The following is a 14,937-nucleotide window of genomic DNA, read 5'->3' on the forward strand; positions in this document are numbered from 1 at the left end:
AAATGGTACGGGTACGTTACTTTGGCTCTGGCGTGTCGGCTTGAAGTGTGAGACAATTCGCCGCTATTAGATATTGAAACCGTGCTGGCGCAGTAGATTGCCGAATATTCTGCCGACCAGCGGAGCCAGCCATAGACAGATCACGAAAATCATGGCCGCGCCGCCCAACGCAATCAGCGTGGCCACCAACGCAGTGCCGGTAGGCAGAATCAGCGCGAAGAAGTTCGCCACGAACGGGATGAACGCGCCGATGATGCCGGCCGCCGCGAACCCCGCGACCAGCGCACCTCGCCAGCTGTTGAGCGGCCTCGCCACACGGGCCAGCACAAACACGCCCATCAAAAACAGAATAATGGCGCTGGTGGCGCGCAAAGCCGACAGATCGGCGTCATTGTTCACCACATCCCAGCCCATGACGTTCGGCAGGGTCCATGAAGCCAGCAACACCGACAGCGCGGTGGCGATGCCGCCCGGCAGCGCGAACGTGACCACGCGCTTGAGGAATCCCGGAATATAGCGGCGCGTGTTCGGCGCGAGCGCCAGAATGAACGCGGGCATGCCGATGGTGAGAGCGCCGATATACGTGATATGGCGCGGCAGGTATGGGTATGGGATTTGCGTCAGCACTACGCCGAGCGAGATCAGCGCGGAGTACACGGTTTTGACGAGGAACAGGCTGGCCACGCGCTCCATATTGGCCATGACCTGACGGCCTCGCGCCACGACGTCCGGCAGGTGCGAGAACTTCGAATCCACCAGCACCACCTGGGCCACGGCCTTGGTGGCGGGTGCCGCATTGCCCATGGCGATGCCAAGGTCCGCCTCCTTGATGGCGAGCGCGTCGTTGACGCCGTCGCCGGTCATGGCCACCACGTGGTTCTGCGTGTGCAGCGCTTGCACTATGGCCTTCTTCTGGTCGGGCAGCACGCGGCCGAGCACATCGACGTTTTCGAGCACGCGGGCAAGTTCGTTCACGTCCTCAGGCAGTTCGCGCGCGTCCATCGCCACCGGCTCATGGTCGCCGGTGAGTTTCACTCTGCGGGCGATGGCACCCACGGTCACTGGATTGTCGCCGGAAATCACACGACAGCGCACACCCTGCTCACGGAACCAAGCGAGCGTCCGCTCGGCGTCCTCGCGAATCTTCTCAGAGCACAACACCAACGCCACCGGCTCAGCCTGCACATCCAGTTGCGGGTCGTCCGAGACATTGGCTCCCTCAACTGCTCCCCTCAGTCGCTTTTGGCGACAGCTCCCCTCGGAGAGGGGAGCCAGCTCGCTCTTCTCGGCTCCCCTCTCCGAGGGGAGCCGTCCGCGAAGCGGACTGAGGGGAGCTGTAGACCGCGCAACCAGCAACACACGGTTGCCGTCATTGGCATACTCGTTAACCCGCTGCAACACCGACGAATAGTCACCCTCAAGCGCAGAAATAATAACCTCCGGCGCCCCCATGTACCAGGTCTCGCCGGATTTACGCACCGCGCTCCATTTGCGCGCCGAAGAGAACGGGACACGAGACTCAACCGCACCTGCCCCATATCCTTGGGCCTTAAGCCCGGCGAGTACGGCTTGGCCGGTGCCGTTGGGCTGCTCTTCGTTGCAGCAGTCGTAGAGAGACTGCGTGGCTGCCTGTTCCGCAGTCGCATTGGCGGAGCCGAGCATCACGAGCCGGTTGAAGGCGATACCGCCATCGGTGATCGTGCCGGTTTTATCGAGGTTCAGCGCGTCCACGCGAGCCAGTGTCTCCACGGATTCAAGCTCCTGCACCAGCGTATTGTGACGGGCGAGACGCATGGCGGCCACCGCGAAGTTCAGCGAAGTCAGCAGCACCAAGCCTTCGGGAATCATGCCTACTACGCCGGCGACCGCGGAAACCACGGCTTGCCGCCATTCGCCGGTGGAGAGTGCCGTGCCCCAACCGCCGACCGTATGAATCTGCGAAAGAATCAGCAGAATGCACAGCGGTACCACGAGGAAGGTCATGAATTTCAGAATCGTGTTGATGCCCTTGTTCAGGTCGGACACGGTTTTCTTGTATACCTTGGCCTGCGCGGTGAGCGTGGCGGCGTAGGAATGGCTGCCGACCGCATTGACCTTGACCAATGCCATGCCGGAGACCGCGGTGGCACCGGAATACACCTGCTCCCCCACCTTGTGGCGCACGGTACGAGATTCGCCGGTGAGCATGGATTCGTCGAGTTCCAGTCCCCAGGTCTGGATGATCTGCCCGTCGGCCGGCACCTGTTCGCCGGCACGGATCCACAGCAGGTCGTCGAGCACGATCTCGTTGTGGGGCACCTCCACGTCCCTGCCGTCACGATGCACGAGGAATTCGGAGGCCACAAGGATGGAAAGCTTATCCAACGTGCGCTTGGCCCTGAGTTCGGTGACGATGCCGATGCCCGTGTTGATGATGATGACGAAACCGAACACCGCGTCCCTCCAGGAACCGGTGATCAGCACCAGTACCATCGCGGCGAAGATGATGCCGTTGAACAGCGTGAATACGTTGGCTCGCACGATATCTTGAACCGAACGCGAGGTGGATGTTTTCACCGCATTCGATTGGCCACTTTCGATACGCTGCACCACTTCTTTGGGGGTAAGACCGGTTGCTCCGATCTCAGGCATTTCCACGGCTGTTGTTGCACTCATATTCCCCAGCCTACCGCGTCTTGTTTCGCAATCCGCTAAGGCTCAGGGATGATTCAGGGTGCTTTCTCAGCTTCAAGGGCCTGATTCGGCTCAGGAAACGGTGACTTTGATCTCGCGTTCGTGGGGTTCGTCGCGCGTGATGGTGAGCACGGCGTCAGTAATAGTCATTGGCTTGGTATCGGCAGTGTCGCCAGAATCGGCACTGTTGGTGTTGAGGTGAAGGATGACGGCGTACAGCAGTTCATCTTCGGGCGCATGCTTTGGATCAATGAGAGCGACTGGAATACCGGCTTCACGCGCATTGGTCAACGTCTGGTTCCAGCTCTCCCGGTTGGCGTCGGTAACGTCGATGCCGCTGATAACCACGATTTTGACCGCGCGAGCTACGAAATCGGCAACACCCTGCTGTGCGGTGGCCGCATTCTTGTCGACGCCAGTATGAGCATCCATACTATCGGCACCGTTTTCGCTGGTAGTGCCGGCGTCAGAAGATTCGGTTTCACCGGATACACCATCAGTTGCGTTTGCCGAGCTTGCGGATGTTTCGAGCGAGGCATAGTAGACATTGAGTTTGTCATCAGACAGCGCATTGATGACGAACTCGTCTGCGGCGGTGTCAGTCGACCCCACAAAGCCGACTGTGACATCCGTGGGATGTGTGGAATCGTGGGCGACTTCCGGCATGCTGTCTTGGGTATCGCCAACCGCCCTACCGGCCGGCGTGCAGGCGGCCAGGGACAACACAGCCGCCATGCAGGCCAGCAATCCGAGAATTCGTCGTGTCATATGCTCACCTGTCAGCGGGTAAACAGGGCCACCGTCTCAACATGGTGGGTCATCGGGTAGATATCGAAGGCACGGATGTCTTTGAGCTCGTAGCCTTCGCCGATGAGTGTCGCGGTGTCGCGTGCGAGGCTGGTGGGATCACAGGCGATGTAGACCACGCTGGATGCGCCGGCCGCGGCAATCTGGCGGCAGACCTTGGCACGAGCACCGGCACGCGGCGGATCAAGCACTACGACATTCGGCTTGGCCAGATGCGCCGGCACATGGTCCAGCGTGCGCGAGACGTCACCCGCGCGGGCGTCCACGTCGTTCAGGTTCATGGCGCGCAGATTGCGCTGGGCGTTCTTGACGGCCACACGCGCGCCTTCAACGCTGAGCATGCGGGTGCGTTCACCGGTCATTGTGGCCAGCGGCAGGGTGAACAGGCCGGAACCGGAATACAAATCCCAGATTACGGCGTCCGCCGCTGACTGCAGCTGCCCGTTGACCAGGTTGATCACGTGCGTACCGAGGGCGATCGGCGCTTGGCGATGCACTTGCCAGAAACCGTTGGCGTCAACCTGATAGTCGAAGGTCGTGCCGTTGATGGTCACCTGTTCGGTGAGCAGCTGGGAGCCGGCGCGCAGTTCGCCGTCCACAAGTACGGCGTAATTGTCGTCTGCTGCCGCGGTATCGACGATCTCGCCGCGCGGTTCGGGCACGGAAAGACGAATCTGGGAGCCGGGTTCAAAGCCGCCCTCCCACACGTGTTCGCGCTTGGCGACGTCCAGCAGCGTGCGCGTGGCAAGCGGCATGGTGTCGATGGCCACGCGGTTGTGTGTGCCGCGCCGGCGCATGGATGGCATGCCGTTGTCGTCGGCAATCATTTCGATGCGGGTACGCCAATTGAGGCCGCCGGCTGCCTTGTCGCCGGGCATGCGCTCGATGGGAACGGCCACGTCGATATGGCCGAGTCGGCTCATCTGTTCGGAGACGGTGATGGCCTTCCACTTGAGCTGGCCGGGCAAAGAGACGTGCACGAGATCCGCGCCGCCCACTCCCCCGCCCATCGCCAAGGGACCGGCAAGTGGCCATGCCGGGGTGACTCGGTCTTCGGACGGCTCGAGAACCTCGACGACTTCGCCGGTCCAGAACCGGTCGTCCCGGTCGTGGGGCTCGTCAAGTTCGACTCGCACGAGTTCGTCGGGCAAGGCGAAGCGGACGAACACCACACGACCGTCGATATGGGCCACGCAGCGGCCTTGGTCGGCGTATCGTTCGATACGAACTTCAGCTTGCATCATCGTCCTTTCCGGTTGCGCTCGGTTCGAGTTCGGCATCAACAGCGACTTCAGTCTGTATCTTCCTAGCCGCGACCTTATGCCGGTGCATCGGCGTGGCAATAATGAGGTAACTCACCCAAATCGCCAATGCCCAGAACGGAATGCCCATGAGCAGGCGGGTCACGCCGAGTGCAGCTACATGGTTGGTCAGATACAGCGGCACCTGCACCACCAGCCGCAGCAGGAACAGACCGACCCACAGGCCGGTGACAATCATATAGGCGCGTTTCAGGGCCTTGTCGTCCATCCAGTCATGGAACCATGCCTTGAAATGCTCGGTGGGCAGGCTACGGATGAATTCGACGACCAAACCCAGTCCGGGCACGCGCGCAATCAGCGACACGGCAAGCAACGCGGCATAGCCAGCATTGGTAATGAATCCGAAGATGTAGTAATTGCGGGCCTCATGAGTCTGCCATGCCCAAATCAGGCAGATGCCTACCGCCACCAGACCAGAGACCGCGCCCATTACCGACTGGCGCTGAATCAGTCGCACAATAACCTGCAATACCGCCAACACGGCCGAAACCGCAATGGTGAGATTCAGATTGCTCGTGGCCACGAACAGTACGACGAACACCACGCCAGGCAGCATGGATTCGATGACGCCACGCGGGCCACCGATGGCGTCGATGACGGAGAAATCCTCGCCTTCATTGCCGGCGTCGGCTAGAGCGGACAGGCCGGTGCGTTTGTTGTCTGCCAAGTCTCTTCCTATAAATCAGCGAACTTCGGAGAACATCGGGCCGCGAGACAGCGTGGTCTTCACTTCGGTCTGCTGGTCCTGGCTCAACGGGCCCTTCGGCTTGTTGTCCGGAATGTCCTTGAAGTGTTCCTTGCCGTTCGCCTCGCCGGCTTCGGCCGCGGCCTTGGCGGCCTTACGCTCAGCGGGGGCGACCGGCGGATGCATCGGGATCAGATCGCGCGGCGCCAAAGGCTCCTCGCCACGCTCGACGACGATGCCGGCGAAGAACTTGTTCAGCGCCTCGGTCTCCGGGCTGTCCGGATCGATAGCAGCCTTGCCGGAGAAGATGCCACGCAGCATCCAGCGCGGGCCGTCCACACCAACGATGCGCGTGTTCACGGTCTTGCCGCCCTTGACATTGACCGGCAGCTTCAGTTCGGTGCCGAACACACCGTCCACTTCAGAAGCGGCCTTGTTGGCTTCAAGCAGGTCACCGCGAACGTCATCCCACAGTCCCAGGGTCTTGGGTGCGGCAAAGGCTTCGATCTCCAGGCTGGAGGAGCCGAAGGTGATGGTGGAACCAAGCACTTGCTGGGTGGCGCGGTTGGCCTTGATACGCAGTTGGATGCCCCGGAGGAAGGGCAGGTAGTAGGCGCCCAGATCCAGATAATCGTCATAATCGGGCACGTCCTCATCATTGACGTCCCACGGGCCTCGCTCTTCTCCGCGGCCCTGGTATTCGCTGGCCGGTTCGGCGAGCACGGTCTCCGCGCTCTCGGCCTTTGCGGCAGCGTTCGCTTCTGCGGCAGCCACCTTGTCTTCATCGACAGGCTCAACGGCCGGCTCGGCTTCCTTCTTGCTCTTCTTCTTGCCGAATCCGAACAGTCCCATAATTCCTCGTTTCATGTAACGGTTGCAACCTTGCTAACACTAGCACTCAGGCTTAGAGAAAGCTGAGTCACACGTCGTATGTGATGGTAAGTGGCGCGTGGTCGGACCAACGCAACTCGTATGTGGGGGCCTTGTCGATCACAAAGCCGCGCGCGGTCTCCGCCAGCTCGGGCGTGGCGAACTGGTAGTCGATGCGCCAGCCGACATTGTTGTCGAAAGCGCGCCCGCGCTGGCTCCACCACGTGTACGGACCCTGAATATCACCGGCGAGCGAACGCATCACATCCACAAACTCATATTCATCCAGCCACTTGTCCACGTAGGCGCGCTCCTCGGGCAGGAAGCCGGCGTGCTTTTCGTTGGCCTTGGCGTTCTTGATGTCGAGCGGCGTGTGCGCGATGTTGAAATCGCCGCACAATACCGCCTGCTTGCCGCCGTGCGCGGCCTCGTCGCGCAACTCGCCCATGCGAGTGAGCATCGTGTCCAGAAAACGGTACTTCTGTTCCATCTTGGTCGAATCATCGGTGTTGCCGGCGTGCACGTACACGCAGGCCACGGTGATCGTGTATCCCTGCGGCGTCTTGACATCGGTCTCAATCCAACGGCCGGAATCCACATCCTCGCTCAAGCCCGGAAGTCCATAGCGTTTATCGGTCACCTCAAGATCGGTGAGGAGCCCGACTCCGGCACGACCCTTGACACGGCAGACCTCGTTCAGCGAATGCAGGTCAGAGGGTGAGGCGATCTTGCCGGCGGTGGCATACTCGAAACCGAATTCGCCGAAAATCGAATCGACATCCTCTTGCGGGGCGCGCACTTCCTGCATACACCAGACATCCGGAGCATGTTTGCCGGCCCAGTCCTCGATGCCCTTGCGCTTTGCCGCGCGAATGCCGTTGACGTTCGATGTGGTGATGGTGATGGTCATGCAGCCATACTATTTTGGCCTCTCTACCAGTACCGCACTCACGATTACATTGAGGTATAAAAAATTAGCTCCCTCATAAGAGGGAGCTAATTTAGAATGTCCTATCAGTCCAAACCGAGCTGGAGCTTGCCGCCGGGGATGGCGTCGAGCAGGTCTCGGGTGTACTGCTTCTGCGGGTGGTCGAAGACCTCGTCGGTGGTGGCATGCTCCACGAGCTTGCCGTGCTGCATCACCACAACCTCGTCGGCGATCTGACGAACCACGGCCAGATCGTGGGTGATGAACAGGTAGCTCAGGCCCTTTTCGGCCTGCAGATCGTTGAGCAGGCGCAACACCTGGTCCTGCACCAGCACGTCCAAAGCGGACACGGCCTCATCGCACACGATGACGTCCGGGTCCAGAGCCATGGCTCGTGCGATGGCGATGCGCTGGCGCTGGCCACCAGAGAGCTCGTTCGGGTAACGGCCCATCACGGAAGCCGGCATCTCGACCATGTCCAGCAGTTCCTTGACACGGTTGGCTCGCCACTTGGAATCGCCGATCTTGTGGATGCGCAGCGGCTCCTCGATGGAACGGAAGATGGAGTACATCGGGTCGAGCGAACCGTAGGGGTTCTGGAACACCGGCTGAACGTGGCGGCGGAAACCGAGCAGATCCTTGGCCTTGAACGTGGAGGTGTCGCGGCCTTCGTAGAACACCTTGCCGGAAGTGGGCTTCAGGAGGTGAAGCACCATGTTCGCCACGGTGGACTTGCCGGAACCGGATTCGCCCACGATGGCCAGGGTGGTGCCGCGCTTGACGGAGAAGGACACGTCGTCGACGGCCTTGAACATCTCCTTCTTGCGGGGCAGCTTGAATTCCTTGGTCAAGTGGTCGACGGTGATGATGTGCTCGCTCTTCTCAAGCGTGCTTTCGCCGGCGATGTGGTGATCGAGCAGGGCGTCCGCGTTCTCACCGCGCTCCTTGGCGGAGATGATGCGCTGGGAGGCCAGCGACGGGGCGGCGGCCACGAGTCGCTTGGTGTACGGGTGCTGCGGGTGCTGCAGCACCTCGAGGGACGGACCGGATTCGACGACCTGACCCTTGTACATCACGACAATGTGCTGGGCACGCTCGGCGGCAAGGCCCAGATCGTGGGTGATGAACAGCACGGCGGTGCCCAACGAGTCGGTGAGCATGTGCAGGTGGTCGAGGATGCGCTTCTGCACGGTCACGTCCAGAGCGGAGGTCGGCTCGTCGGCAATCAGCAGGTCAGGGCGGCAGGCCAGACCGATGGCGATGAGCGCACGCTGGCGCATACCACCGGAGAACTCGTGCGGGAACTGACGGGCACGGGTAGCGGCGTCGGGCAGACCGGCCTCGGACAGCAGACCCGCGATACGGTCATCCATTGTGGAGCCGATGACGTACTTCTTGGCGAGGTACCAGGCCTGATCGTCGGCCACGCCGGCCTTGATGAGGTCGTCGGCCACGCGCCAACGGGTTTCGGAGCCCGGAACCCATTCGTTGGTGAAGCGGGCGACGGCCTTGTCGAAGGCCTCGCCGGACACGCCGGCTTCGGTCAAAGCCTTCTTGGCCTCGGTCATGAGCTCGGGCAGTTCCTTGGCACCGAGGAAGGTCTCGTCGTCGTTGCCCTTGACTTCGACCTCGTCGCCGGCCAGGGCCTTGGCGAGGGCGGAGCGCTTCTCATGGTCCACGTCCATGTTGTTGGCCTTCAGTGCTTCCTTGACCTGGGTGCCGATACGCCACACCGGGTTGAGGTTGCTCATCGGGTCCTGCGGCACGAGGCCCATCTTGGTGCCGCGCAGCTTGTCGAACTCGCTCTGCTTGGCGCCGGCGATTTCCTCGCCGTCAAGCTTGATGGAGCCGTTGACCACGTGACCGGTGCCGGGCAGCAGGCCCAGCACAGCCATGGCGGAGGTGGATTTGCCGGAGCCGGATTCGCCCACGATGGCCACCCACTGGCCGGGGTAGACGGTGAAGTTGGCGTCGCGCACCGCATGCACCGGCTTGCCGGTGTCAGTGGTGAAGTCGATGGCCAGATCCTTGACCTCGAGCAGCGGACCATGCTCTTTCTGCATAGCCAGCATCTTGGCGTTGGTGTTGTCAGTCATAATGATTCTCCACTCCCCTCACTCAGGCCGTACGGCTCTTCGGGTCGAGGGCGTCCTTGACGGCGTCGCCCATCATGATGAACGCAAGCACGGTGATGGCCAGTGCGGCGGACGGGTAGAACAGCACCATCGGATCGGTCTGCAGGTTGGTCTGTGCGCTGGAGATATCGCCACCCCAGCTCACCGTGGTGGTCGGCAGACCGACGCCAAGGAAGCTTAGGGTTGCTTCGGCCACGATGTAGGAGGCCAGCGAAGTGGTGGCGATGACGATGATCGGGGCCAAGGAGTTCGGCAGGATATGGCGGAACAGATTCCTGGCAGGCGTGGAGCCGAGGGCCGTGGAGGCGGTGTTGAATTCGAGGTTCTTCGATTCCAGCACGGCGCTTCGGGCGATACGGCATACGCCGACCCAGCCGAAGAGCGTCAGCACCAGCACGATCTTCCAGATGGACTTGGAGGTCTTGAACATCTGGAGCACCACGATGGCGCCGAGCAGCATAGGCAGGGCGAAGAAGATGTCGGTGATACGGCTCAGCACCGCGTCGACCCAACCGCCGAAGAAGCCGGCGACGGCACCGATCAGGGTACCGACAATCACGACCAGTAGCGTGGAGAGCACGCCGACGGACAGTGAGGTACGGGTGCCGTAGACCACGCGGGTGTACACGTCGCAGCCCTGCAGGTCGTAGCCGAAGGGGTGTCCGGCGGAGGCGGGGCTCAAGGAGTTGCCCAGATCGCAGGCGTTCGGATCCTGCTTGGTGAACAGACCGGGGGCGATGGCCACCACGATGATGAAGAGGATCAGCAGCCCGGAGATGATGAACAGCGGATTGCGGCGCAGGGTTCGCCATGCGTCGGCCCACATGCTGGTGGCCGGTGCGGATTCGTCGACGGAATCGACGTCCTGCAACGGGGTCTCGTCGAGAGGAGCTACGTAACGGTCCTGACCGGGCAGGGTTTCCATGAAGTATTCGGTTCCTGGCTCGCCGGTCTCGTTGAGCTCGTTTTCAGTGGTTTCGTTTGCCATGTGACTCACTCCTCCCTATCACGCGTAACGGATACGCGGATCGAGGGCCGCGTACAGCATGTCGACAACGAGGTTGCACACTACGAAAATCAGCATGAGCAACGTGACGATGGACACCACCAGGTTTGCCTCGCCCTTCAGAATGGACTGGTAGGTGAGGAAGCCGATGCCGTGGATGTTGAAGATCTGCTCGGTGATCATGGCACCACCCATCAGGGCGCCGATGTCCTGGCCGAGGTAAGTGACGACTGGAATCAGGGAGTTACGTAACACGTGGCGCAGCATGACCTGACCGTTCGACATGCCCTTGGCGCGTGCGGTGCGCACGTAATCCTCGGCGATGTTGGAGGAGATTTCGGAGCGGGTCAGTCGGATGATATAGGCCATCGACACCGAACCGAGCACCATGGCCGGCATGAGCAGATCAAGGAAGCCGGGGTCGGCGCCTGCCGTCACCGGCAATATCGCTCACTGAATACCAAAGACATATTGCATGACGAAGCCGGTGACGAAGGTCGGCACGGAAATAAGCAGCAGAGAGACGATCAGGATGACGGTGTCGTACCACTTGCCCTTCTTGAGGCCCGAGATAATGCCGAAGACCACACCGAAAATCGCCTCGAACACGAACGCCATCAAGCCGAGCCTGATGGTGACCGGGAAGGCGCGGGTGATTTCGTCGAGAACGGGCTGGCCGGCGAAGGTATCGCCGAAGTTCAGGGTCAGTGCATTCTTCAGGTAGATAAAGTACTGAACGATGAACGGCTGGTCGAGATGGTATTCTGCGCGGATCTGGGCTGCGACGGCGTCATTGACGGGCTTGTCTCCGAACATGGCCTTGACAGGGTCGCCCGGCAGGGCGAATACAAGGGCATATACCAGAAGAGTCGTACCGAGAACCACGGGAATCATCTGCAGAATGCGTCGCAGAAGATACTTACCCATACGGTTGCTCCTTATTTCCTAGACCGGCCAGAAAGGGCATAGTACGCCCCCGCCGGTCGATAAATACTCCGACAGTTTACCGCATGCCCGGACTGTGATATGTAAATTTGCGTTAACGCAAGGTTTGAGATTGGGCAATGTTGGTGGATATGTCCATGGTTGCGGTCGGATAGTGGATACTTTAACTTGGTTCCCGATGGCGTGAGCAAGCACCCCTCACACAACAAAAAGGGCGGGGATCTTGCGATCCTCGCCCTTTATTTCCGAACTACCTAACGGTATCCGTTCAGTGAGTCAGACTCACTTCTTGGACATCTCGGTGTAGGTCGGGAGGTTCTGCCAATCGAAGGCGTAGCCGGACTTCACGTTGAGGGAAGCCACACCGGAGGCGTTGGAGTAGTACAGCGGGATGGCCGGAAGGTCGTTGAGGAGGATTTCCTCAGCCTGCTGGTACAGCTTGTTGGCGTCATCAGTGCTGGAAGCGGCAGCAGCCTGCTTGCACAGGTCATCGAAGGCCGGGTTCTTGTAGTCACCATCGTTGGAGCCGTTGCCATCAGCAGCAGCGGTGGAGTACAGCTGCCACAGGTAGTTCTCGGCGAACGGGTAGTCAGGCTGCCAGCCGGTACGGAAGGCGCCCTTCATCTGACGGTTGGTGACCGCGTCACGGAATTCCTGGAAGGTCGGGATCGGGTTGGTGGCCGCGTCGATGCCCAAGTTGTTCTTGAGCTGGTTCACGATAGCATCGTAGAGCGGCTTGGCACCACCATCGGCGTTGTAGGAGAAGGTGAGCTGGCCGTCGTACTTGGAGATGGCGTCAGCCTTGGCCCACAGTTCCTTGGCCTTGGAGGCGTTGAACTTCAGGTTGTCGGCACCCTTGAGGGAGTCGGAGTAGCCCGGGGTCTTCGGGGAGGTGAACTCGGTGGCGGCGGTGGCGTTGCCGTTGAGCACCTTGTCGATGAGCTGGTCACGGTTGATGGCCATGGAGATGGCCTGACGACGCAGCTGGCCTTCCTCGTCGTTCTTGAAGTGGTCAAGGGAGGACGGGATGGTGAAGGTCTGGATGACGGAGCCGGCCTCGGAGTAAGCCTGGACCTTCTTGTCGGTCTTGAAGGTCTTGGTGAAGGCAGCCGGGACGGATTCCATCACGTCGAGGTTGCCGGCCTGAATGTCGCGGTAGGCGGCGGAGTCGTCGGTGTAGACCTTGAAGGTCACGCCGTCGTTCTTGGGCTGCTCGTTACCCTTGTAGTCAGGGTTCTTGACGAGGGCGATTTCCTTGTTGTGATCCCAGTGGTCCAGCTTGTACGGGCCATTGGAGACAGGCTTCTCGCCGAAGGCCTTCGGATCCTTGTAGAAGGACTCGGGCAGCGGGGCGAAGGCCGAGTAGCCGACCTTGATCGGGAACACGGAGTCGGACTGGTTCAGGTCGACGGTGAAGGTGGTGTCGTCCACGACCTTGAGGCCGGAGAGCTGCTCGTCACCTTTGAGGCCATCCTTCTGCAGATCGTCATAGCCGGCGATGGCGGAGAAGAAGGAGGAGCACTTCTGGGCGTTCTTGGCGTTGGCCACGTAGGACCAGGCCTTGGTGAAGGACTCAGCGGTCACCGGAGTGCCGTCGGTGAACTTCCAGCCGGACTTGATCTTGATGGTGTACTGGGTGGCGTCATCGTTCGGGGTGATGGACTCGGCCACTTCGTTGGAAGCCTTGCCGTCCTTGTCGAAGGAGACCAGACGGGAGAACAGCAGGTCGACCGGCTTGCCGCCGCCGGTTTCGTTGGTGTTGCCCGGGATCAGCGGGTTCTGCGGTTCGGAGTTGTACGCAGTGATGATGTTGGAGCCAGCGGTGTCACCGGAGGCAGCGTTGCTGTTGGAGCCGCCGCAGGCGCTCAGCAGCATGGCCACGGAGCAAGCCATGGCAGCGAAAGCAAGAGCTTTCTTCTTCATATGATTTCTCCTATTCATTAGGTTGCGAAGCGTTTCAGCCTCGCCTCATGCGAACGGGGTCGGATTTCCTCATCGTCGGGACACTTACGCTTCCCGCCGCTTCGGACACCCAACCCCGTTGCTGTTACCTGTCATTTTTGCGCACTTGGGAGACAAGCAGCGTATTTTTGTTACACCCATGTAAAATTCGGGGGCTTTTACCGGCTAGGTTCAGTCTTTGCTAAGTTTGTTAACCAATGCCCACATAGTGGTCATGCCCGGGGAAAGGCCTGTCCGTAACGGTTCTTGAGCTGCTCGATGGAGACGTGCGTATAGCGTTGTGTAGTTTTCAAGGAGGAATGCCCGAGCATCTCCTGCACCTCCCTCAGATCGGCACCGCCGTCCAGCATGTGCGTGGCCGCCGAATGGCGCAACGCATGGGGGCTGATGTCCGGTACGCCGGCCTCTCGGGCCGCTCTGTGTACGATGTCACGGGCTATGCGTTGGTCGATACGGCCGCCTCGTGCGCCGAGGAACAGGGCGTTGGCAGCACGGGACTTGACTGCATCCGTTGCCGTACGGGCCAGTACCGGCCGCCCCTGTTCCAGCCAAGTCTCCAGCGCACGCTGGGCGGGTAGTCCGAACGGCACCACGCGTTGCTTGTTGCCTTTGCCGGTGACTTTGATGGTGCGAGTGGAGAAGTCGATGTCGGCGATATTCATCGACACCAGTTCGGCGACACGGATGCCGGTGGCATACAGCAGTTCGAGAATCGCGGCGTTGCGCTGCGATTCGGCGACGACTCGGGCGCTGTCGCGCTTGTCTGCACGGGCGGGTGCCTCGTTGCGGTTTACGGTGTCGGCTGACTTATCAGCTGTCTTGCCGACTGCCTTGCCGCTGCCACTGCCGGACGCGGCTGCCGCTCCCCCATCGCCCTTGTACTGGTTTGTTGCAACGGCCTGTTCGGCGACATCCAATAACTGCTCAGCTTGAGATTCGGTGAGCACCGCGGGCAGCGTGCTGGGAATCGAGGGAGTCATCAGTGTGGCGGCCGGGTCGGTGTTGGTCACCCCATGCTCATAGGCCCACGCGAAGAACCCGCGCACGGCCACGGTTTTGCGGGCCATGCTGCTGCGGGCGTGATCGCGCGATTCCACCGCCATCCAGCTACGCAGATCATCCAGCGTGATCTCGTTCAGATCGGTCACGCCGCGCAGCTCGAACAGGTGCAGACATGCCGTGAGATCCGCGCGATACGCTTTGAGCGTATTCGCTGACAGGCCGCGGTTGGACTTCAGATAGGAGACGAAGGAGTCGATATCGCCGTCGAACTGCGTAGATGACACTCTCGTTCTCCTCCGAATTCTTTATGGCCTTGGGTTACGGCCGGGGTGGCGTGTTGCGCCGCTCCGGCACGGGTTTCAATGTGGCAATCTGTTCCTGATGGATGGTCACGTTCTGGGCCGGGCGCGAACCATTGGCGGCGGCGTCACGCACCATCTCCAACGTGTATCCGTCCCAGGAAACCACGTGACCCACATAGTCGCGGAACTTCATACGGTGGTCGACCGGGTCAATGCCGTCGGTGATGCGCACCACCACGCGGGCACCGGCCGGAATCTGCCTTGGTAACGTCATACGTCATCATCCCCCTTAACCATTCG

At 60.8% G+C, this 14,937-nt stretch carries 11 protein-coding genes and 1 pseudogene; all 12 read right to left on the reverse strand.

The features are described from left to right. Positions 1 to 66 precede the first annotated feature (66 nt). Complete coding sequence (locus BLLJ_RS06235; RefSeq protein WP_013582803.1) at positions 67 to 2,655, reverse strand: cation-translocating P-type ATPase; 2,589 nt, start codon at positions 2,653 to 2,655, stop codon at positions 67 to 69. Between the two features lie 90 nt (positions 2,656 to 2,745). Beyond that, the gene (locus BLLJ_RS06240; protein ID WP_007055252.1) at positions 2,746 to 3,441 is read right to left on the reverse strand and encodes a type 1 periplasmic-binding domain-containing protein; all 696 of its coding nucleotides are present in this window, start codon (positions 3,439 to 3,441) and stop codon (positions 2,746 to 2,748) included. An 11-nt stretch (positions 3,442 to 3,452) separates the two neighbouring features. Further along, complete coding sequence (locus BLLJ_RS06245) at positions 3,453 to 4,721, reverse strand: class I SAM-dependent RNA methyltransferase (RefSeq protein WP_007055251.1); 1,269 nt, start codon at positions 4,719 to 4,721, stop codon at positions 3,453 to 3,455. Continuing rightward, the gene (locus BLLJ_RS06250; protein ID WP_008783114.1) at positions 4,711 to 5,469 is read right to left on the reverse strand and encodes a DUF3159 domain-containing protein; all 759 of its coding nucleotides are present in this window, start codon (positions 5,467 to 5,469) and stop codon (positions 4,711 to 4,713) included. Before BLLJ_RS06250 ends, BLLJ_RS06245 begins: the two co-directional genes overlap by 11 nt. A 15-nt stretch (positions 5,470 to 5,484) precedes the next feature. Then, positions 5,485 to 6,339: a DUF3710 domain-containing protein gene (locus BLLJ_RS06255; RefSeq protein WP_011068026.1), complete on the reverse strand. Its 855-nt coding sequence runs from the start codon at positions 6,337 to 6,339 to the stop codon at positions 5,485 to 5,487. A 67-nt stretch (positions 6,340 to 6,406) separates the two neighbouring features. Further along, a complete protein-coding gene (locus tag BLLJ_RS06260) occupies positions 6,407 to 7,267 on the reverse strand; it encodes an exodeoxyribonuclease III (RefSeq protein ID WP_007058594.1) in 861 nt (286 codons plus the stop codon). Positions 7,268 to 7,371: 104 nt separating this feature from the next. Continuing rightward, positions 7,372 to 9,381 (reverse strand): dipeptide ABC transporter ATP-binding protein, encoded by a 2,010-nt coding sequence (locus tag BLLJ_RS06265; protein WP_013582805.1) that lies wholly within the window; start codon positions 9,379 to 9,381, stop codon positions 7,372 to 7,374. A gap of 22 nt (positions 9,382 to 9,403) precedes the next feature. Then, positions 9,404 to 10,408, reverse strand: a complete 1,005-nt coding sequence (locus tag BLLJ_RS06270; RefSeq protein ID WP_003832139.1) for an ABC transporter permease — start codon at positions 10,406 to 10,408, stop codon at positions 9,404 to 9,406. Between the two features lie 18 nt (positions 10,409 to 10,426). After that, a pseudogene (locus tag BLLJ_RS06275) lies at positions 10,427 to 11,353 on the reverse strand (ABC transporter permease). Between the two features lie 300 nt (positions 11,354 to 11,653). Then, the gene (locus BLLJ_RS06280; protein ID WP_007054457.1) at positions 11,654 to 13,294 is read right to left on the reverse strand and encodes a peptide ABC transporter substrate-binding protein; all 1,641 of its coding nucleotides are present in this window, start codon (positions 13,292 to 13,294) and stop codon (positions 11,654 to 11,656) included. A gap of 251 nt (positions 13,295 to 13,545) precedes the next feature. Further along, positions 13,546 to 14,619: a tyrosine recombinase XerC gene (locus tag BLLJ_RS06285; protein ID WP_013582807.1), complete on the reverse strand. Its 1,074-nt coding sequence runs from the start codon at positions 14,617 to 14,619 to the stop codon at positions 13,546 to 13,548. A gap of 34 nt (positions 14,620 to 14,653) precedes the next feature. Beyond that, positions 14,654 to 14,911 (reverse strand): DUF6725 family protein, encoded by a 258-nt coding sequence (locus BLLJ_RS06290; RefSeq protein WP_007052610.1) that lies wholly within the window; start codon positions 14,909 to 14,911, stop codon positions 14,654 to 14,656. Positions 14,912 to 14,937: the final 26 nt, after the last annotated feature.

Source organism: Bifidobacterium longum subsp. longum JCM 1217 (assembly GCF_000196555.1).
Taxonomy (GTDB): Bacteria; Actinomycetota; Actinomycetes; order Actinomycetales; family Bifidobacteriaceae; genus Bifidobacterium; species Bifidobacterium longum.

Excerpts from the sequence above, each read along its gene's own strand:
- BLLJ_RS06280 (WP_007054457.1), bottom strand. The coding sequence starts at position 13,294 with ATGAAGAAGAAAGCTCTTGCTTTCGCTGCCATGGCTTGCTCCGTGGCC.
- BLLJ_RS06255 (WP_011068026.1), bottom strand. The coding sequence starts at position 6,339 with ATGGGACTGTTCGGATTCGGCAAGAAGAAGAGCAAGAAGGAAGCCGAG.
- BLLJ_RS06260 (WP_007058594.1), bottom strand. The coding sequence starts at position 7,267 with ATGACCATCACCATCACCACATCGAACGTCAACGGCATTCGCGCGGCA.
- BLLJ_RS06245 (WP_007055251.1), bottom strand. The coding sequence starts at position 4,721 with ATGCAAGCTGAAGTTCGTATCGAACGATACGCCGACCAAGGCCGCTGC.
- BLLJ_RS06265 (WP_013582805.1), bottom strand. The coding sequence starts at position 9,381 with ATGACTGACAACACCAACGCCAAGATGCTGGCTATGCAGAAAGAGCAT.
- BLLJ_RS06240 (WP_007055252.1), bottom strand. The coding sequence starts at position 3,441 with ATGACACGACGAATTCTCGGATTGCTGGCCTGCATGGCGGCTGTGTTG.
- BLLJ_RS06290 (WP_007052610.1), bottom strand. The coding sequence starts at position 14,911 with ATGACGTTACCAAGGCAGATTCCGGCCGGTGCCCGCGTGGTGGTGCGC.
- BLLJ_RS06270 (WP_003832139.1), bottom strand. The coding sequence starts at position 10,408 with ATGGCAAACGAAACCACTGAAAACGAGCTCAACGAGACCGGCGAGCCA.
- BLLJ_RS06235 (WP_013582803.1), bottom strand. The coding sequence starts at position 2,655 with ATGAGTGCAACAACAGCCGTGGAAATGCCTGAGATCGGAGCAACCGGT.